The 19,854-nt window shown below is 73.8% G+C and carries 15 protein-coding genes; 11 read left to right on the top strand and 4 right to left on the bottom strand.

The annotated features are described in order from the left end of the window. Positions 1–312: 312 nt before the first annotated feature. On the bottom strand, positions 313–1,290 hold the full coding sequence (locus ACFVFR_RS14775; RefSeq protein WP_383701280.1) for a hypothetical protein: 978 nt from the start codon (positions 1,288–1,290) through the stop codon (positions 313–315). A 541-nt stretch (positions 1,291–1,831) separates the two neighbouring features. Here ACFVFR_RS14775 and ACFVFR_RS14770 point away from each other — a divergent pair. Further along, entirely contained in the window at positions 1,832–2,992 is a 1,161-nt protein-coding gene (locus tag ACFVFR_RS14770; protein ID WP_383701277.1) for a GDSL-type esterase/lipase family protein, read from the top strand. Between the two features lie 436 nt (positions 2,993–3,428). On the opposite strand, the gene rpsT is transcribed toward ACFVFR_RS14770, so the two are convergent. Beyond that, the gene (rpsT, locus tag ACFVFR_RS14765; protein ID WP_383701274.1) at positions 3,429–3,695 is read right to left on the bottom strand and encodes a 30S ribosomal protein S20; all 267 of its coding nucleotides are present in this window, start codon (positions 3,693–3,695) and stop codon (positions 3,429–3,431) included. Positions 3,696–3,941: 246 nt separating this feature from the next. Here rpsT and lepA point away from each other — a divergent pair, with 246 nt between their 5' ends. The 4 genes from lepA (at position 3,942) to hemW (ending at position 12,005) form a co-directional block, all read left to right on the top strand. Continuing rightward, positions 3,942–5,813 (top strand): translation elongation factor 4, encoded by a 1,872-nt coding sequence (gene lepA / locus ACFVFR_RS14760; protein WP_383701271.1) that lies wholly within the window; start codon positions 3,942–3,944, stop codon positions 5,811–5,813. 221 nt (positions 5,814–6,034) lie between these two features. After that, positions 6,035–7,921, top strand: coding sequence for an AMP-dependent synthetase/ligase (locus tag ACFVFR_RS14755; protein ID WP_383701268.1), 1,887 nt, complete (start codon positions 6,035–6,037; stop codon positions 7,919–7,921). Positions 7,922–8,487: 566 nt separating this feature from the next. Further along, positions 8,488–10,560, top strand: a complete 2,073-nt coding sequence (locus ACFVFR_RS14750) for a SpoIIE family protein phosphatase (RefSeq protein WP_383701265.1) — start codon at positions 8,488–8,490, stop codon at positions 10,558–10,560. Positions 10,561–10,772: 212 nt separating this feature from the next. Next, entirely contained in the window at positions 10,773–12,005 is a 1,233-nt protein-coding gene (gene hemW / locus ACFVFR_RS14745) for a radical SAM family heme chaperone HemW (RefSeq protein WP_383701262.1), read from the top strand. Positions 12,006–12,207: 202 nt separating this feature from the next. On the opposite strand, the gene ACFVFR_RS14740 is transcribed toward hemW, so the two are convergent. Next, entirely contained in the window at positions 12,208–13,059 is an 852-nt protein-coding gene (locus ACFVFR_RS14740; RefSeq protein ID WP_383701259.1) for a DUF3097 domain-containing protein, read from the bottom strand. A 90-nt stretch (positions 13,060–13,149) separates the two neighbouring features. Next, positions 13,150–13,884, bottom strand: a complete 735-nt coding sequence (locus tag ACFVFR_RS14735; RefSeq protein ID WP_383701256.1) for an MBL fold metallo-hydrolase — start codon at positions 13,882–13,884, stop codon at positions 13,150–13,152. A 201-nt stretch (positions 13,885–14,085) separates the two neighbouring features. On the opposite strand from ACFVFR_RS14735, the gene hrcA reads away from it, so the two are divergent. The 6 genes from hrcA (at position 14,086) to ACFVFR_RS14705 (ending at position 19,850) form a co-directional block, all read left to right on the top strand. Next, a complete protein-coding gene (gene hrcA / locus ACFVFR_RS14730; RefSeq protein ID WP_176161546.1) occupies positions 14,086–15,102 on the top strand; it encodes a heat-inducible transcriptional repressor HrcA in 1,017 nt (338 codons plus the stop codon). Then, positions 15,103–16,236, top strand: a complete 1,134-nt coding sequence (dnaJ, locus tag ACFVFR_RS14725; RefSeq protein WP_383701253.1) for a molecular chaperone DnaJ — start codon at positions 15,103–15,105, stop codon at positions 16,234–16,236. Positions 16,237–16,522: 286 nt separating this feature from the next. Continuing rightward, a complete protein-coding gene (locus ACFVFR_RS14720; RefSeq protein ID WP_383701250.1) occupies positions 16,523–17,638 on the top strand; it encodes a nitronate monooxygenase in 1,116 nt (371 codons plus the stop codon). Next, complete coding sequence (locus ACFVFR_RS14715) at positions 17,635–18,378, top strand: 16S rRNA (uracil(1498)-N(3))-methyltransferase (protein ID WP_383701247.1); 744 nt, start codon at positions 17,635–17,637, stop codon at positions 18,376–18,378. Before ACFVFR_RS14720 ends, ACFVFR_RS14715 begins: the two co-directional genes overlap by 4 nt. Positions 18,379–18,670: 292 nt before the next feature. Continuing rightward, positions 18,671–19,360, top strand: a complete 690-nt coding sequence (locus ACFVFR_RS14710) for a hypothetical protein (protein WP_383701244.1) — start codon at positions 18,671–18,673, stop codon at positions 19,358–19,360. Between the two features lie 130 nt (positions 19,361–19,490). Beyond that, positions 19,491–19,850 (top strand): histidine triad nucleotide-binding protein, encoded by a 360-nt coding sequence (locus tag ACFVFR_RS14705; protein WP_383701242.1) that lies wholly within the window; start codon positions 19,491–19,493, stop codon positions 19,848–19,850. Positions 19,851–19,854 lie beyond the last annotated feature (4 nt).

The raw sequence follows: 19,854 nt of genomic DNA, 5'->3' as shown, positions 1-19,854 counted from the left end.
CTCAGCCCCCACCGGCACCCAACCCCAGGCCCCCAGCACACAGCACGACCCAGCCCCACCGCCACCTGACTCCAGGGCACGCCCAACGCCCGCCCGAAGCCCGAAGCCGGAAGCTCGAAACCCCAAGCCTCCGCCGGAGGCGGCAGCGGCGTCGACGGCGCTGCCGCAAGCAGAAGCTCCGCCGCAGGCGTTGCGGCGGAGCTTCGCGGTGGGTGGCCCAGAGCGGGGCCTGGCCAGCAAGGTCGGGGGCGGCGGCAGCGCGCGGGGTGGCGGCGAGCACCCACGGGCGCCGTCGACCGCCGGCTCCGCCGTCTACTCCGGCTTCGTGTCCGACTCCTGGCCCTGGAGACGCGCCATGGTGGCCTTGGCGCTCGTCGAGAGCATCTCGGTCACCTCCTTGCTGTCCGGCGGGGTGACGCTGGAACTGCTGGAGATGTAGTTGGACCAGGACATCTGGTACGTCATCCAACCGTCGCGGACTCCGAGGATGACGTAGCTGCCGTCATCGTCGCCGTCCTTCTGTACCTGCGTCACGGCGTAGGCCTCGTCGCCGAGGTCGGGGACCTCGGTGACCTTGTAGGTGTACGAGGAGCCGCGCTGGTTCTCGTACGCGCGGTACTGCGCCTCGAACTCCGGTGCCGGGTCGGTCTTGTGGTGGAGCAGAGCCGAGTTGGTGAGCCAGGTCGAGGAGTAGTCGGAGCTGCTGGCGCCGTCCGCCTCGAAGTTGATGTTGCACTGCATCGTGTCGAGCGCCGCGTCCTCGGTACCGCTCGCGATCGGGTTCTTGCTGGTGGAGGAGGAGCTCTTCTCCTTGAACCCCTTCTTCTTGATGGGGTCGAAGTCGCTGGAGCCGCACAGGTTGCCGGTGTACGCGTAGCTGCCGAGTTCGGCCTTCGGGTCGCCGTCGAAGGCGCCCGTCGCGAACGAGACGCCCGCCCAGACCGCCGAGGCCACCACCACGCCACCCAGCGCCCACAGCGGGCCGCGCGTCTTCCCGCCGGAACCCGGCCCGCCAGGAGCAGGCACGCCGGGAGCGGGTGCGCCGGGACCGTAACCAGCCGGAACCTGACCCCCGTAGGGGCCCCCGGGCTGACCCACCGGGACGCCGGCGGGCATCGTCGGCTGGGCCGCCGCCCCCGGCTGGCCCGGCTGCGGGCCGGTGGGCGGATAGGCGTACGGGGAGGGCGCGGGCTGACCGCCCGGCGGACCCGGTTGCGGCGGCGGGACGTTCCCGTACGGGTTCGCTGGCTGCTGCGCGTACGGATTGGGCTGATCCCCCGGTGTCGACATGGCGTGCACATTACCTGACCACCCACGCCGGACCGGTACGGTCCGGTATATCGCTTCCGGGGGGAAACATCCGCCGTGACGTCCTCGCGCAACACCCCTCTCACGGGCGGTACGCCACCCCCGCGGGCGCCCTGGTTCCCGCGTTGTCCGCCTCGACGGTCCGCGCTCGCGGGGCGCGACGCCCCACCCGTGCTGGCTGTCCCGCCCGCGTCGGCTGTCCCGCCCGCACCGGACGTCCTGCCCGTGCCATCTGCTCCTCCCCTGCCGCTCGCCTCTCCCGCCGCACGGCGCCCCGTGTCCGCTCCTCGCCCCAACCGGCCCGCCACCCCCGTCACTTCCCCGAGGCAGCCCCGGCCCCCCCGGCCGACGGTCCCGCGTCCCCCCCGGAGGGGTGAATCCCCTTGCGGGGAGGGGCCGGTGGGGCGTGGCCCGGCGGAAGGTAGGGAGGCGCCGTCGGTCAATGCCCCTACGGCGTACGACCGCGGCGTACGACCACAGCGGTGCCCGACGCCCGACCCGCTCACGGAGGAGCGCACCAGCCATGACGGAGCTCATCACCCTCACCCCGACACCGGCCATGCTGCGCGGCGCCGTGGAGATCGAGGTGACCGCGGCCGGCGTCCTGCCGCGCCGGCTGCCACGGCACGCCATCGCCCAGGCCCATGACGACCACCTGGCCCTGATGGCGTCCCAGGCGGCCGGCGTGCGGCTGGCCCTGCGTAGCGCCGCCACCGTCCTGGAGCTGCAGGTGCTGGCCACCCGCACCGTGCAACGCGGGGCGACAGCCGGCCCGCCCGGGCTGTACGACCTGCTCGTGGACGGGCGCCTGGTCGCGCAGGCCGCGCCGTCGGGTGGGGCGACGGTCACCGTCGACCCTGTCACCAGGGCCGTCGCGTACGCCCCCGGAACGCCGGGCACCGTCCGCTTCGCCGGTCTGCCCGACCATGAGAAGGACATCGAGATCTGGTTGGCGCAGAGCGAGGTCGCCCACCTCATCGCGTTGCGCGCCGACGCCCCCGTGCGGCCGGCCGCGGACCCCGGTCGGCGCAGGTGGTTGCACCACGGCAGTTCCATCAGCCACGGCGTCCAGATCGCCAGTCCCACCCGGACCTGGCCCGCGATCGCCGCCGCCCGGGTGGGGGTGGAGCTGACCAACCTGGGGCTCAACGGCAACGCCCTGTTGGACCCGTTCACGGCGCGGGCGATCCGTGCCGAGGCGGCCGACCTGATCAGCCTGAAGATCGGTATCAACCTCGTGAACACCGACCTGATGCGCCGCCGCGCGCTGACCCCGGCCGTTCACGGCTTCCTCGACACCGTGCGCGAGGGGCACCCGGACACCCCGCTGGTGGTCGTCTCGCCCGTGCACAGTCCGCTGGTCGAGGACGTCCCGGGTCCCACGGGGCCCGACCCCGACGCCCCGGTGCCGCGCTTCCGGACCTTCGGCACCCCCGCCGACCTGGCCACCGGGCGCCTGAGTCTGCGTGTCATCCGCGCCGAGCTGGCCCGCGTCGTGGCCGAGCGTGCCACCACCGATCCGCGTCTGTCCTACCTGGACGGGCGCGACCTGTACGGCGAGCGGGACTTCGCCACGCTCCCGCTGCCCGACCTGCTGCACCCCGACGCGGGCGGTCACGCGCTGATCGGCGAGCGCTTCGCCCGGCTCGCCTTCGCGGCCGACGGGCCCTTCGGCCGACGCTGATCGGCCCGCCGGCGTACGGGGGCTGTGCCGGCCCGCCCGCGCGCGGGGTCGTGCCGGCCGGCTGGGCGCGGGGTCGTGCGGGCCCCGGTCGGGGTGGGCGGATACACGCCGAAGGCCCCGCTCGGTCCGGGGGAATCGGACGCGAAACGGGGCCTTCAGCGAAGAATCCGCGAGCTAGGCGCACCGCACCCGCGTGGCGAACGCAGGCCGCGTGCGGTGCTGTGTCGTGACGGCCGGCCCGCACAGCGGGTTGGCCGGACGACTGTCGAACGGCGTGGGAGAGAGGGCCCACGGGGTCCGTGTCGACAGGGGAAACGAAGCTCGGTCAGACACCGTGACGTGACAGGTGAGAGGCGAGCGAGGTGGTCGCCTCGCGGCCGTCAGCCACGGTTCGCGGTTGGCCATCGCTGGCCGTTACCGCTGGTGAGGCAGTGGATCAGGCGCTCAGGGTGGAGACCTGGGCGGCCAGCGCCGACTTCTTGTTGGCGGCGGTGTTCTTGTGGATCACGCCCTTGCTGGCGGCCTTGTCGAGCTTCTTGGACGCCTCGCGGGCGGCGACGGTGGCCTTCTCCAGGTCACCGGTGGCCACGGCCTCACGGGTCTTGCGGATCGCGGTACGGAGCGAGGACTTGACGGCCTTGTTGCGCTGGCGCGCCTTCTCGTTCGTCTTGTTCCGCTTGATCTGGGACTTGATGTTCGCCACGAAAGAGCCTTTGCAGGTTCGTCGGATTTCTCGGTGTCGTGCTCGTGATCGGGAAGGCGGCCCCGAAGGGCGTTTTCCCGTGGTGCCGCGCACCAGAGAGGTCACGAGGCACGGTCGTCCAGATTACCAGCAGGTGCTGTGGCCTCCCAAACCAGACGGAGACCGCCACTCATGGGACGATGGGCGGGACTATCACCATGTCCCCATTAGCTGCTAGCTGCGTTCAATCACCGAATGGACCCCTGCGTGCCCGCGATCCCTACCCATGTGCCGGAGCCGAGCCGTACCGATCCGGCACTCATCCGTAACTTCTGCATCATCGCGCATATCGACCACGGCAAGTCCACGCTCGCCGACCGGATGCTCCAGCTAACGGGTGTGGTGGAGCAGCGGCAGATGCGTGCGCAGTACCTCGACCGCATGGACATCGAGCGTGAGCGTGGCATCACGATCAAGTCCCAGGCGGTCCGGTTGCCCTGGGCGCCCACCGACGGCGCGGACCAGAGCCCCACCCATGTCCTGAACATGATCGATACCCCGGGCCACGTGGACTTCACGTACGAGGTCTCGCGTTCGCTCGCCGCCTGCGAGGGCTGCATCCTGCTGGTGGACGCGGCCCAGGGGATCGAGGCGCAGACCCTCGCCAACCTCTACCTGGCGATGGAGAACGACCTCACGATCATCCCGGTCCTCAACAAGATCGACCTGCCGGCCGCGCAGCCCGAGAAGTTCGCCGCCGAGCTGGCGCACCTCATCGGCTGCGACCCCTCCGAGGTGCTGAAGGTCTCGGCGAAGACCGGCGAGGGCGTCCCCGAGCTGCTGAACCGGGTGGTGGAGACGGTGCCGGCGCCGGTCGGCGACGCGGACGCCCCCGCCCGCGCGATGATCTTCGACTCGGTCTACGACTCCTACCGTGGCGTGGTCACCTACGTCCGGGTCGTCGACGGCCAGCTCAACAGGCGCGAGCGCATCCGCATGATGTCCACCGGTGCCGCGCACGAACTGCTGGAGATCGGCGTCTCCGCACCCGAGATGACGGCCTCCGACGGGCTGGGCGTCGGCGAGGTGGGCTACCTGATCACCGGCGTGAAGGACGTCCGCCAGTCCAAGGTCGGTGACACGATCACCGCGTTCAGCAAGGGTGCCGAGGAACCGCTTGGCGGATACAAGGACCCCAAGCCGATGGTGTTCTCGGGGCTCTACCCGCTGGACGGCTCGGACTACCCGGAGCTGCGCGACGCGCTCGACAAGCTCCAGCTCAACGACGCGGCGCTGGTCTACGAGCCGGAGACCTCCGCCGCGCTCGGGTTCGGCTTCCGTGTCGGCTTCCTCGGCCTGCTGCACCTGGACGTGATCCGGGAGCGGCTGGAGCGCGAGTTCGGCCTCGACCTGATCGCCACCGCGCCCAACGTGGTCTACCGGGTGATCATGGAGGACGACCAGGAGCACACGGTCACCAACCCGAGCGAGTTCCCCACCGGCAAGATCGCCGAGGTGTACGAGCCGATGGTGCGGGCCACGGTGCTCGCGCCCAGCGAGTTCATCGGGGCGATCATGGAGCTGTGCCAGACCCGTCGCGGCACGCTGCTCGGCATGGACTACCTCTCCGAGGACCGCGTCGAGCTGCGCTACATGCTGCCGCTGGCCGAGATCGTCTTCGACTTCTTCGACCAGCTCAAGTCCAAGACGCGCGGATACGCCTCGCTCGACTACGAGCCCGTCGGCGAGCAGACCGCCTCGCTGGTCAAGGTGGACATCCTGCTGCACGGCGACAAGGTGGACGCCTTCTCCGCGATCACGCACAAGGACAAGGCGTACTCCTACGGCGTGCGCCTGGTGGCCAAGCTGCGTGAGCTCATCCCACGGCAGAACTTCGAGGTGCCCATCCAGGCCGCCATCGGCAGCCGGGTCATCGCCCGTGAGACGGTGCGCGCGATCCGCAAGGACGTGCTCGCCAAGTGCTACGGCGGCGACATCTCCCGTAAGCGCAAGCTGCTGGAGAAGCAGAAGGAGGGCAAGAAGCGGATGAAGATGGTCGGCAATGTCGAGGTGCCGCAGGAGGCGTTCATCGCGGTGCTGTCCACCGACGACGGCGGGGACGCCAAGGCGAAGAAGTAGCGACGCCACCCACCCCGGGCCGCCCGCCGGCCCGTGGGACGCCGGGGCCCGCAGCCGCGCGCTGCGGGCCCCGGCACGTCCGGGCGGGGGAAGAGGGCCTGGTCACTGTTTTAACAAGGAGGTTGCAGCCCCTTACGTGCCGGGGCGCGGCCCTCTAGTCTGATCACTGCTCGAAGGTTACTCATGAGTCACTAGCGCTGAGGCGGGCCCGGGAGGATGCCGTGACCGACACCCAAGCCTTGCTCGACAACCGGCCGCCATCGATGGCCACGCTCTTCGTGGAGCGCGTCGCGGCAACCCCCGAGAAGGAGGCGTACCGCTATCCGGTCCCGCCCGCCTCGGGCGAGGGGCCCGCCGACTGGCGGGCGATGAGCTGGGCCGAGACGGCCACCCGGGTCTTCGCGATCGCGGCGGGCCTGATCGACCTGGGAATCGACACCGAGGAGCGGGTCGCGCTGGCGTCCAGCACCCGGGTGGAGTGGATCTTCGCGGATCTGGCCGTGCTCTGCGCCGGCGCCGCCACCACCACCGTCTACCCGTCCACCAACGACGACGAGACGGCGTTCATCCTCTCCGACTCCGGCAGCCGGGTGCTCATCGCCGAGGACGCCGAGCAGCTCCGCAAGGCCCGCGCGAACCGCGCCGAGCTGCCCGCGCTGGCACACGTGGTGGTGATCGAGGAGGCCGACGCGCTGCCGGCCGACGACGACCCGCCGGGCTGGGTGCTCTCGCTGGCCGAGCTGGAGCGCCGGGGCGCGGAGTACCTGGAGGAGCACCCGGACGGCGTGTGGGACCGGGTGCGCGCGCTGCGCCCCGACCAGCTCGCCACCCTCATCTACACCTCCGGCACCACGGGCCGCCCCAAGGGCGTACGTCTGCCGCACGACGCCTGGGCCTACATGGGCCGGGCGATCGAGGCCATCGAGCTCCTGGAGCCCGAGGACGTCGGCTACCTGTGGCTCCCGTTGGCCCACGTCTTCGGCAAGGTGCTGGTCGCCGGGCAGCTCGCGGTCGGACACACCACCGCGGTCGACGGCCGCGTCGACAAGATCATCGAGAACCTGCCGGTCGTCAGACCGACCTACATGGCGGCCGTGCCGCGCATCTTCGAGAAGGTCTACAACGGCGTCGCGACCAAGGCCCGGGAGGGCGGTGCGGCCAAGTACAAGGTCTTCAAGTGGGCCGCCGAGATCGCGCGCGAGCACGCCAAGGTCTCCCAGGACAACTTCCGGGCCACCGGCACCGCCACCGTCCCGCTCGGCCTGCGGACCCGGCACGGCATCGCCGACAAGCTCGTCTACGCCAAGCTGCGCGAGGCGTTCGGCGGCCGGCTGCGGGCCTGCGTGTCCGGCTCGGCCGCGCTCGCGCCCGACATCGGCTTCTTCTTCGCGGGCGCCGGCATCAACATCCTGGAGGGCTACGGGCTCACCGAGTCCAGCGCCGCCAGCTTCGTCAACCCCCGCGACTACCGCACCGGTACGGCCGGCAAGGCGCTGCCCGGCCTCGAGGTGCGCATCGCCGACGACGGCGAGATCCTGCTGCGCGGCCCCGGCATCATGGCGGGCTACCACGGGCTGCCGGAGCGCACCGCCGAGGTGCTGGAGCCGGACGGCTGGTTCCACACCGGCGACATCGGCGAGCTGTCCCCGGACGGCTACCTGAGCATCACCGACCGCAAGAAGGACCTGATCAAGACGTCGGGCGGCAAGTACATCGCCCCGGCCGAGGTCGAGGGTCGGTTCAAGGCCGTGTGTCCGTACGTCTCCAACATCCTGGTGCACGGCGCGGACCGGAACTTCTGTACGGCGCTGATCGCGCTGGACGAGCCGTCGATCATGGACTGGGCCGCGGAGAACGGTCTGGCCGGCAGGGACTACGCCGAGGTCGTCGCCGCGCGCGAGACGCAGGAGCTCATAGACGGCTACGTTCAGGAGCTCAACGCGAGCCTCCAGCGCTGGCAGACGATCAAGAAGTTCCGCCTGCTGCCCCGTGACCTGGACATCGAGCACGGCGAGCTGACGCCGAGCCTCAAGCTCAAGCGGCCGGTCGTCGAGCGCGAGTACAAGTCGCTGATCGAGGAGATGTACGCCGGCGCACGCGAGGCGTAGCCGACGGCGCGCCGCCATGGTGGTGCGCGCGTGACGGGCGGTGGAGGCGGGCCTCGACCGCCCGTCACGGCGTCCGGGTCCGGCGGCGCGCCGGCTCGGGCCGGCCGGGCCAGCCCGCCCAGGGGCGTCCGCCCGGTCCGGGCGGCCCGGACCGGGCGGGCCGTCCGGACCGCCCGATCGGGTGGGCAGACGCGTGTGTTCCGGCCAAGTCGCGGACGCGGCCGGCGTGCCGTCCCGTTCCGCGCCCGGTGACGCCCACGGCGGACTAAGGTCACTTCGAGCCCCGCCCCCGTTCACCACCCGTTGGGGAAACGGGGGCCGAGCGGGGCGCGGTTGTGGCCGTACGCGACATATCGCAGCTCATGGCAGCGCATTTCCGTAACTCGACGCATATGAGCGCGCGCGTTCTGCCACGCTGTCGGTATCGGACATCGGGGCCGTGCGGGAAGGCGAATTCCTCCACGGCTCACGCCCTACCCGGCCCGCGGGTGTCGCCTTGTCGCACCCCGGGCCTGGGCCCGACGGGGGTCGGGTGGCGTACAGGAGAACCCCCCGGGGGGAGTGGCATGGGCACGGGTGTGGACGCGCACAGGGGTGGTCGCGGAGCCGACGCGGACGCGTACGGGCACGGTGAGGCCGCGAGGCCCCGGCCCGTCGCGCCGACCGGCGCCGGCGTGACCCCGGACGCCCCGCCCGGCGCCCCCGCCCCGCCACCGGAGCGCATCCGTCGCACGGACCTGTCGGGCAACGCGCTGGCGCCGGCGGCGGCCCGTCAGTTCGTACGGACCGCGCTCGCCGACTGGTCCGCGCACGGGATGCCGGTGGGCGACCCGATCACGGCCCAACTCGGCGATGACGCGGTGCTCCTGGTCAGCGAACTGGTCACCAACGCCGTGGTGCACGCCGGCACCGGGGTGGTCGTGCGCTGCGCCCTGGAGCCGGCCGAGGCGCCCGAGCCCGGAGCGACGTTCTACGCCGAGGTCACCGACCACCACCCGGCCAGCGCCCTCCGTGGCCAGCCCGAGCTGGGCCGGGACCCCGCGCTCGGCCGGCTGGCCGACGGGCGGGCCGGCAGCGGGTTGCGGCTGGTGGGCACCATCGCCGACTCCTGGGGCACGATCTACCGCAGGGCCAGCAAGTCGGTGTGGTTCCGGCTGCCGGTCACCCCCGCGCCCCCCGCGCCGCCCGCCGCCTCGGCCGTCGAGCGGGGCGCCGCCGGGGAGCGGGACGCCCCCGAGGTGGCGCGCGTCACGCAGGTCGTGGCGCCCGCCCCGCGCCGGGCCGCCCGGCACCGCGACGTGTCCGACCAGCTCGGCCGGGGCGCGCTCGCCTTCCTGGCGGAGGCGTCCGACCTGCTGGTCGGCCAGTTCGACGAGGACAAGGTCGCCCTGCTGACGGGCCAGCTCCTGGTGCCCCGGCTGGCCGACTGGTGCGCGGTATGGCTCCAGGGCGCGGACGCCGCTCCGTGCGCCCCGTGGGTCTGGCACGCGAGCGAGAGCCGCATGGCGGAGCTGCGGCGCCAGGTCGGCGAGCGACCGCCCAGCCTGCCGTCCGGCGCGGGCGGGCGCGCGGTGCCCTGGCCGTGGCCACGGGACGCGGCCGTCTTCGGGGCGGGCGGCGCGGCCCTGGCCTGCGGACTGGTCACCGGCGGTCGGACGGTCGGCACGGTGGTGATCGGCCGCGGTGGGCTCGGCCACCTCCCGGACGAGGTGGCGCGCCTCTTCGAGGATCTCGCGCGCCGGGTCGCGCTGGCGGTCGTGGCCGCGCGCCAGTACACCCGACAGGCGCGGATCAGCGAGGTGCTCCAGCGCGGCCTGCTGCCCAGCGGGCTCGCCCCGATCCCCGGCGTGGACACGGCGGTGGTCTACGAGCCGACCGGGGACGCCTGCGCGGGTGGTGACTTCTACGACGTCTTCCCGGCCGGTGACGGGCGCTGGTGCTTCGCGCTCGGCGACGTCTGCGGCAACGGCCCGGAGGCGGCCGTGGTCACCGGCCTGGCCCGCCCGGTGCTGCGGCTGCTCGCCCGCGAGGGCTACGGCGTGACCGAGGTCCTGGACCGGCTCAACCGCACCCTGGGCGAGAAGGCCGTGGAGGCCGCGGCGTCCGCGATCGCGGCCCAGGGGCCGGGGGAGTCCCGGTTCCTGTCGCTGCTCTACGGCGAGCTGGTGCCCTACGACGCCCCGGCGGGCGAGGCGGCCACGGCCGGGGAGCCCACGGGCGCGAGCCGGCGCGGACCGGCGGCCGGGGAGGGCGCGGGCCCCCGCGCGCGGCGCGGGGTGCGCTGCACGCTGGCCAGCGCCGGGCACCCGCTGCCACTGCTGCTGCGAGCCGACGGACAGGTCGTGGTGCGCGCCGCGCCGCAGCTCCTGCTCGGTGTGCTGGACGAGGTCCGGTACGAGAGCGAGACCTTCGACCTGCTGCCCGGCGAGACCCTGCTGTGCGTGACCGACGGCGTCACCGAGCACAGGTCGGACCGGGTGCAGTTCGACGACGACGGCGGTCTGGCCCGCGCGCTGGCCACCTGCGTGGGGCTCGGCGCGCACGAGGTGGCCCAGCGGGTCCGTACGGCGGTGCACGCCTTCGCCGCGACGCCACCGGAGGACGACCTGGCGATGCTGGTCCTCAGGGCGGCGCGCTGACCCGTTCGCCCCGAGGGCGCCGCCCACCCGGAGAAGTCCCGGAGCGCGCCCGGCGCGCGGTGTCGGTGGCGCGCGGTCGGGTGCGCGGCGCGGCGTACGCGGGGTGGAGGGCCCGGCGCGCGGGGCGCGCCCCGACGGGCGGCGCGGCGCGTTCCGGTCGGGTCCCGGTCGCGGCGGACCGGGGTAGGTGGGCGATGCCGGAGAATGGACGCATGCCTTCTGCACTGCCCGACGGTGAGCCCATGCCCGACGACGGGGCGCTGCCGCGACACGCCCTGGCGGGCGCCGGGGAGCGACCGCTCGGGTTCTACCTGCACGTTCCGTACTGCGCCACCCGCTGCGGCTACTGCGACTTCAACACCTACACCGCCAGTGAGCTGCGCGGCTCCGGGGGCGCGCTGGCCTCCCGGGACAACTACGCCGCGATGGTCGCCGACGAGGTGCGCCTGGCGCGCAAGGTGCTCGGGGACGACCCGCGCCCGGTGCGGACCGTGTTCGTCGGCGGTGGCACGCCCACCCTGCTGGACGCCGCCGACCTGGTGAGCATGCTGGCGACCATCCGGGACGAGTTCGGCCTCGCGCCCGACGCCGAGGTCACCACCGAGGCCAACCCGGAGTCCGTGGACGAGCGCTATCTGGCCACCCTGCGGGAGGGCGGCTTCAACCGCGTCTCGCTGGGCATGCAGAGCGCGCGCCAGCACGTGCTGAAGGTCCTCGACCGCACGCACACCCCCGGGCGGCCCGAGCGGTGCGTGGAGCTGGCCCGCGCCGCCGGCTTCGACCACGTCAACCTCGACCTGATCTACGGGACGCCGGGGGAGAGCGACGCGGACTGGCGGGCCTCCCTGGAGGCGGCCCTCGGCGCGGACCCCGACCACATCTCGGCGTACGCGCTGATCGTCGAGGAGGGGACGCAGCTCGCGCGGCGCATCCGGCGCGGCGAGGTCCCGATGACCGACGACGACGTGCACGCCGACCGCTACCTGATCGCCGAGGAGACGCTGACGGCCGCGGGCTTCGACTGGTACGAGGTGTCGAACTGGGCCACCACCCGGGCCGGCCGCTGCCAGCACAACGAGCTGTACTGGCGCGGCGCCGACTGGTGGGGCGCCGGCCCCGGAGCCCACAGCCACGTGGGCGGCGTGCGCTGGTGGAACGTGAAGCACCCGGGGGCGTACGCGCAGGCGCTGACCGAGGGGCGCTCGCCGGGCGCGGGCCGCGAGGTGCTCAGCGCCGAGGACCGCCGCGTCGAGCGGATCCTGCTGGAGCTGCGTCTCGCGGACGGCTGCCCCCTGGACATCCTCGCCCCCGCCGGCGCCCGCGCCGCGGCCCGCGCCCTGGCGGACGGCCTGCTGGAGACCGGGCCGTACGAGGCGGGCCGAGCGGTCCTGACCCTGCGCGGCCGACTGCTGGCCGACGCGGTCGTCCGCGACCTGGTCGACTGAGCGGTCGACCGACCAGCCGGCTCGCAGGGCGCCGGGGCGGCTGGACGCGTGCGCACGGAGAGTGCCCCCCCGGCGCTGACGTCCACGCCGCTCGAACGGGACGGGGCGGGACCGGGAGCCCACGGAAGCTGCCCGCCGGGGAGCGCGGCACGCGCCCCGTCGGTCCGTCACCCGTGCGGCGCCGTGTCGGAGGGCCTGGCTCCTACGCCGGGGCCGTGACGAAGTCGATCAGTTCCTCCACGCGGCCCAGCAGTTCGGGTTCCAGGTCGCGGTACGAGTGGACCGCGCCCAGCACGCGCTGCCAGGCCGCGCCGGTGTTCTCCGGCCAGCCCAGAGCGCGGCACACGCCCGTCTTCCAGTCCTGGCCCCGGGGGATCACCGGCCAGGCCGGGATGCCCAGGGAGGCCGGCTTCACGGCCTGCCACACGTCGACGTAGGGGTGCCCGACGACCAGCACGTCGCCGCCGGCCGCGCTGACCTCGGTGGCGATGCGGGACTCCTTGGAACCGGGCACCAGGTGGTCGACGAGGACGCCGAGCCGCGCGTCGGGCGCCGGCGCGAACTCCCGGACGATGGCGGGCAGATCGTCGACGCCCTCCAGGTACTCCACCACCACGCCCTCGATGCGCAGGTCATCGCCCCACACCCGCTCGACCAGCTCGGCGTCGTGGCGGCCCTCCACGTAGATGCGCCCGGCGCGGGCGACCCGGGCGCGCGCCCCGGGGACGGCGACCGACCCGGAGGCGGTACGCGAGGTTCCGCCGCGCCCCGCCGCCGGCCCGCCGGCCGTGCGCGGCCGGGGGCGTACGAGGGTGACCGGGCGTCCCTCCAGGAGGAAGCCGGCCGCGTTCAGCGGGAAGACCCGGTGCTTGCCGAAGCGGTCCTCCAGCGTGACGGTCGGACCCTCGGCGGTCTTCTCACAGCGGATGACCGCGCCGCAGAAGCCGGTGGTCACCTCCTCGACCACCAGGTCCGCCTCGGCGTCCACCTCGGGCACGGACGCGGGCTTCTTCCAGGGCGGGGTCAGGTCGGGCCCGTACTGTCTGCTGCGCATGCGGCAGACGATAGCCGCCGCCCCGCGCCCCGCCCGTCCCCCGCCCACGCCCCGCGCGCCCGGGTGCCCGCCTCCTCGCCCCGTCGGCGGCTACGACGGCACCGCGAAGCGGCGGGCCAGCGTCGCGCGCTGGGCGCGGACGAACGCCGCGTCCACCACCGCGCCGTGCCCCGGCACATACGCCGCGTCCTCACCGCCGAGCGCCAGCAGCCGGTCCAACGCCGCCGGCCAGCGCGCCGGGACCGCGTCCGGGCCCGCCTGTGGTTCGCCCGACTCCTCGACCAGGTCGCCGCAGAAGACGACCTCGGGTTCGCCCGGCACGAGGACGGCCAGGTCGTGTCCGGTGTGGCCGGGGCCCACGTTGGCCAGCAGCACCTCGCGCCCGGGGCCCAGGGTGAGGGTCACCTCGCCGCTCACCGCGTGGCGTGGGTGGACCAGCAGGTCGACGGCCTCGGCGACCGCGTCGGGGTCGGCGCCGTGGCGTACCGCGTCCGCGCGCAGCCCCTCCCGGTCGCGTCGCAGCACCTCCGCCAGGCCGACCGCCCCGTACACCCGCACGCCGGCGAACGCGGCCGTGCCCAGGACGTGGTCGAAGTGCGGGTGGGTGAGGGCGACGTGGGTGACCGGCTGGCCGAACAGGGCACTGACCTCGCGGCGGATCTCCGCGCCCTCACCCAGCGTCGCCCCGGTGTCCACGACGAGGAGGCCCGCCGGGCCGGCCACGGCACCGACGGTGGCGTCCAGGCCGGGCAGCCGCCGCCGGGCGACCCCGGACGCGAGGATCTCCCAACGCTCCCGCACCCGCGTGCTCGCACCAGTGTTCATGGGGGAGACGCTAGCCCGCGCCGGGCGGGTGTGCCCGGGCGGTGCGGCGGCGGTTTCCAGCCCTCCGCGGATCCACGGCCGGGGTCACTCTTGCCCGGATCGCGGTAACCGGCCGTACACTGGCTCAGGGGATTTGGCACTCGGGCGCGATGAGTGCCAGGAAAAGTCCCCTGATAGACGGTTTGACTGGAGGTGTGCGCGATGCTGAGCGAACGCAGACTTGAAGTGCTGCGCGCCATCGTCCAGGACTACGTCGGCACCGAGGAGCCGGTGGGTTCCAAGGCGCTGACCGAGCGCCACCAGTTGGGCGTCTCGCCGGCCACGGTGCGTAACGACATGGCCGCACTTGAGGACGAGGGCTTCATCGCCCAGCCGCACACCAGCGCCGGCCGTATTCCCACCGACAAGGGCTACCGCCTGTTCGTGGACCGGCTCGCGGGTGTGAAGCCGCTCTCACCGCCGGAGCGCCGGGCCATCCAGAACTTCCTGGACGGCGCGGTGGACCTGGACGACGTGGTGGGGCGCACGGTGCGGCTGTTGGCCCAGCTCACCCGTCAGGTCGCCGTGGTGCAGTACCCGTCGCTGACCCGCTCCACGGTGCGCCACGTGGAGTTGCTCGCCCTCGCGCCCGCGCGCGTGATGCTCGTACTGATCACCGACACGGGCCGGGTCGAGCAGCGCATGGTCGACTGCCCGGCGCCCGTCGGCGAGACGGCACTGGCGGATCTGCGGGCGCGGCTGAACAGCCGGGTGGTCGGGCGCCGGTTCGCGGACGTGCCCCAGCTCGTGCAGGACCTGCCGGAGTCGTTCGAGCAGGAGGACCGGGGTACGGTCTCCACGGTCCTCGCGACGCTGCTGGAGACCCTGGTCGAGGAGACCGAAGAGCGGCTGATGATCGGCGGCACGGCCAACCTCACCCGGTTCGGGCACGACTTCCCGCTCACCATCCGGCCGGTGCTGGAGGCGTTGGAGGAGCAGGTCGTCCTCCTCAAGTTGCTCGGCGAGGCCAAGGATTCAGGCATGACCGTACGAATCGGTCATGAGAACGCTCACGAGGGCCTGAACTCCACATCCGTGGTCGCTGTCGGCTACGGTTCGGGCGACGAGGCGGTCGCAAAACTCGGCGTGGTCGGACCGACCCGCATGGACTACCCCGGAACGATGGGAGCGGTACGCGCAGTGGCACGATACGTCGGACAGATCCTGGCGGAGTCGTAAGTGGCGACGGACTACTACGCCGTCCTGGGCGTGCGGCGCGATGCCTCTCAGGACGAGATCAAGAAGGCGTTCCGCAGGCTCGCGCGTGAGCTGCACCCGGACGTCAACCCCGATCCGAAGACGCAAGAGCGCTTCAAGGAGATCAACGCCGCCTACGAGGTCCTCTCGGACCCGCAGAAGAAGCAGGTCTACGACCTCGGTGGCGACCCGCTCTCCAGCGCGTCGGGCGGCGGCCAGGGCGGCTTCGGTGCCGGCTTCGGCAACTTCTCCGACATCATGGACGCCTTCTTCGGCACCGCCTCGCAGCGTGGCCCGCGCTCGCGCACCCGGCGTGGCCAGGACGCCATGATCCGGCTCGACATCGAGTTGGACGAGGCGGCGTTCGGGACCACCAAGGAGATCCAGGTCGACACGGCGATCGTGTGCACGACCTGTAGCGGTGAGGGCGCCGCCCCCGGCACCTCGGCGCAGACCTGTGACATGTGCCGTGGTCGCGGCGAGGTCTCCCAGGTCACCCGGTCCTTCCTCGGTCAGGTCATGACCTCGCGGCCGTGCCCGCAGTGCCAGGGCTTCGGCACCGTGGTGCCGACGCCGTGCCCGGAGTGCGCGGGCGACGGGCGGGTGCGCTCCCGGCGCACGCTGACCGTCAAGATCCCCGCCGGGGTGGACAACGGCACCCGTATCCAGCTCGCGGGCGAGGGCGAGGTCGGCCCCGGTGGCGGGCCGGCCGGCGACCTGTACGTGGAGATCCACGAGGCGCCGCACCCGGTCTTCCAGCGGCGCGGTGACGACCTGCACTGCACGGTCACCATCCCCATGACGGCCGCCTCGCTCGGCACCAAGGTGCCGCTGGAGACGCTGGACGGCCTGGAGGAGATCGACATCAGGCCGGGCACCCAGTCCGGCCAGTCCGTCCCGCTGCACGGGCGCGGTGTGACGCACCTGCGCGGTGGCGGCCGGGGGCAGCTCATCGTGCACGTCGAGGTCATGACCCCGAGCAAGCTCGACCCGGAGCAGGAGGAACTCCTGCGGCGGTTGGCCAAGTTGCGCGGCGAGGAGCGTCCCACGGGTGAGTTCAAGCCGGGACAGCAGGGGCTGTTCTCGCGACTCAAGGACGCGTTCAACGGCCGGTGAGGCTCCGCCCGGTACGCCCGGGCCGGCCTGTCGGTGGGCGCCGACTCCGTGACACACGGGGTCGGCGCCTTTCGCGTGTGGCGGGTCGGGGGCGGCGGCACGGGTGGTGGGGCGACGGGCGGGACGCGTTGCCGGGGCGCCGGCGGGGGCCTTTCGTTCGTGCCGTGGGTGTGCGCGTCGCGTGAACGGCGTGTGCCGGCCGTGCGGCGAGTGTGTGGTGGCCGTCCACGGGGTGGACGCTCGGGGGCGTTACCCGTCGCGGGGGAGCGCGTGACACGATGTGGTCATGTCCTCCGCGTTGACCGATCTCCATCGGTATCCGATCGTGCAGGCCCCCATGGCGGGCGGGGCCTCGCGCCCGCAGCTCGCCGCCGCCGTGAGCACCGCCGGCGGCCTCGGCTTCCTCGCCGCCGGGTACAAGACGCCGGCGGCGATGTACGAGGAGATCAAGCACCTGCGGGCGCAGAGCGACAGGCCCTTCGGCGTGAACCTCTTCATGCCGCAGCCCGCGACCAGCGACCCCTCCGCCGTGGCGGTCTACCGCGAGCAGCTCGCCGGCGAGGCCGCCTGGTACGAGACACCGCTCGGCGACCCCGACTCGGGCAACGACGACGCGTACGACGCCAAGCTGGCCATCCTGCTCGACGACCCGGTCCCGCTGGTCTCCTTCACCTTCGGCTGCCCCGAGCGCTCCGTGTGCGAGGCGCTGGCCCGGGTGGGCACGCTGACGGTGGTCACCGTCACCACCGTGGACGAGGCGCTGGCCGCGCACGCCGCGGGCGCGGACGCCCTGTGCGTCCAGGGCATCGAGGCCGGCGGCCATCAGGGCACGCACCGCGACGACCCGCACGCCCGGGGCTCCGGCGCCGGGCTCGGCCTGCTGACGCTCATCGAGCTGGTGCGCGCGGCGGTGCCCCTCCCGCTGATCGCCGCGGGCGGGGTGATGCGCGGCGCGCAGATCGCCGCCGTACTGGCGGCCGGCGCCAGCGCCGCGCAGCTCGGTACCGCCTTCCTGGTCTGCCCCGAGTCCGGCGCGAGCGACGTGCACAAGCGGGCCCTGACCGATACGACCTTCCCGCGCACCGAGTTGACCCGCGCCTTCTCCGGGCGCCCCGCCCGTGGCCTGGTCAACCGCTTCATGCGCGAGCACGGCCCGTACGCCCCCGTGGCCTACCCGCAGGTGCACCACCTCACCTCCGGGCTGCGCAAGGCGGCGGCCCGGGCGGGTGACCCGCAGGGCATGGCGCTGTGGGCGGGGCAGGGGCACCGGCTGGCCAGGGAGCTGCCGGCGGGTGACCTCGTGGAGGTCCTGGTCGCCGAGCTCGACGCCGCCCGCGCCGCGCTGGCCGGGCACGCCGCGCTGGCCCCCCAGCCGGGGCGGGGTACGGGCGGTCCCGCGTGAGCGCCCCGGTCTTCGTCGCCGAGGCCCTGGCGGACGCGGCGGTGGGCGCCTCCCTGACGCTGACCGGCCCCGAGGGGCGGCACGCGGTCTCGGTGCGCCGGCTGCGGGTCGGCGAGGAGGTCGTGCTCACCGACGGGGCGGGCCGGGGAGCCGTGGGCGCGGTGGCCGCCGTCGAGGGCAAGGACCGGTTGACGGTCGAGGTGCGCGCGGTGCGCGAGGAGCCCGCGCCGAGCCCCCGGGTCACCGTCGTCCAGGCGTTGCCCAAGGGCGACCGGGGCGAGGTCGCCGTGGAAACCATGACGGAGACCGGCGTGGACGCCGTGGTGCCGTGGGCCGCCGCGCGCTGCGTCACGCAGTGGCGCGCCGAGCGGGGCGCCAAGGCGCTGGCCAAGTGGCGGGCCACCGCGCGCGAGGCGGGCAAGCAGTCGCGCCGGCTGCGCTTTCCCGAGGTCGCCGACGCGATGGGCACGCCGGGGGTGGCCGAGTTGCTGGCGCGGGCCGACTTCGCCGCCGTGCTGCACGAGGAGGGCGCGACGCCGCTGGCCACCGCGCCACTGCCGGCGCGGGGCGAGATCGTGCTGGTGGTGGGGCCCGAAGGCGGCGTCTCCCCGGAGGAGTTGGCGGCCTTCGCCGCCGTGGGCGCCCGGCCCTACCGGCTGGGCGCCAGCGTCCTGCGGACGTCCACGGCGGGCACGGCCGCCCTCGCGCTGCTGCTGGGCCGCACGGGCCGCTGGGCGTAACGGCCGCGTCGACCAGCCGCGCCGGGGCGTGGTCGGCCCGGCGCGGTGCCGTCCGGTGCGCCTGGGCAGGCGCGCGCCCGGGGGAGGGGACGTCGGTACGCGCGCGGGCGCGTGGTGCGCGGGTGGCGTATGTCACCGGAGCGGGCCGTGGCGCGGTGTTGCCCGACCGCCGTCCGGCAGGCCGCTCGGTGGGTATGGACGCGGGGGCGCGCGGCACGCGGGTGAGCGCGCCCGTCCGCGTGGCCGAGGGCGCCCTACCGAGCACGTGGGACGGGGTGGCAGGCTGCGACCCATGGGGGCACCAACACGAGTACGGCGATGGCGGCACACGGTCATCGCACTGGGCGCGGTCGGCGCGGCACTGGGCACGCTGGCGGCGTGCGACGACGTCGAGGGCGGGCTGCGGGCATCGACCGTCGCCGTGACCACCGACAAGGTGGGCACGCGGGCGCTGGAGCGCGGCGGCGTCGACGTGGAGTGGCTGACCTGCACGGCGCAGACCAGGCGGGAGGCCGACGACGGGTCGGCCACCCCCCGTTCGCGACACGAGGGCCGCGTGCGGGTGAGCTGCCGGGGCAAGACCAAGGGCGGCCGGGACCTGGAGATCGGCGGGACCGTCACCTACGTGCGCGAGGACCGCTGCGTACGCGGCGCGCTGACCGGCACGTTGGCTGGCCGGGTGGTCTTCGAGGCGGGCCTGATCGGCGAGTGCGGGCGTGGCGGGAGCGACTCGGACCCCGACGGCCGGTCCACGAAGGCCCGGTCGTCCCGGGCCGACCCGCCACCCACGGCACGGCACCGACCCACCACCCCGGCCGGGCCGGCCGCGTCGGCGCGGCCCACGGCGCCGGCCACCGGCGCCGGCCAGGGCGGGGCGTCGGGCGGCACCGGCGACGGTGGCGCGCCGGGCGACAGCGGCACGACCGACGCCGGCGCTGCCTCCGGGAGCCGGGGTGGTGACGTCGGGTCGTCCGTGGCGTGACGGTGTGGCTGACGGCGGCCCAACGCCGCGCCGGCGTGGGGCGCGAGGGGCGGGGCAGCGGCCGAGGCGGCGCCACGGGGCCGCTAGCATGCGACGTACCTCGACGGACGGTGTGTAAGGAGACGCGGCGATGGCGGGAGAACCGCAGGCCGACTGCCTGTTCTGCAAGATCGTGGCGAAGGAGGTGCCGGCGACCGTGGTCCGTGAGACCGCGACGACCCTCGCCTTTCGCGACATAAACCCGCAGGCGCCGACGCACGTGCTGGTCATCCCCAAGTCCCACCACCCGGACGCCGGGTCGCTGGCCGCCGCCGAGCCGGAGGCCGCGGCCGACGTGCTGCGCGAGGCGGGACTGGTCGCCGTCGGCGAGGGCATCAACGACACCGGGTACCGCATCGTGTTCAACACGGGCAGCGGCGCCGGCCAGACCGTCTTCCACGCGCACGCCCACGTCCTGGGCGGCCGTGGCCTGAACTGGCCCCCCGGATAAGTCA

It is taken from the genome of Streptomyces sp. NPDC057702, assembly GCF_042799315.1.
Taxonomy (GTDB): domain Bacteria; phylum Actinomycetota; class Actinomycetes; order Streptomycetales; family Streptomycetaceae; genus Streptomyces.
Note: the sequence above shows the minus strand (reverse complement) of the source record. Positions and strands in the feature narration are given on the sequence as shown.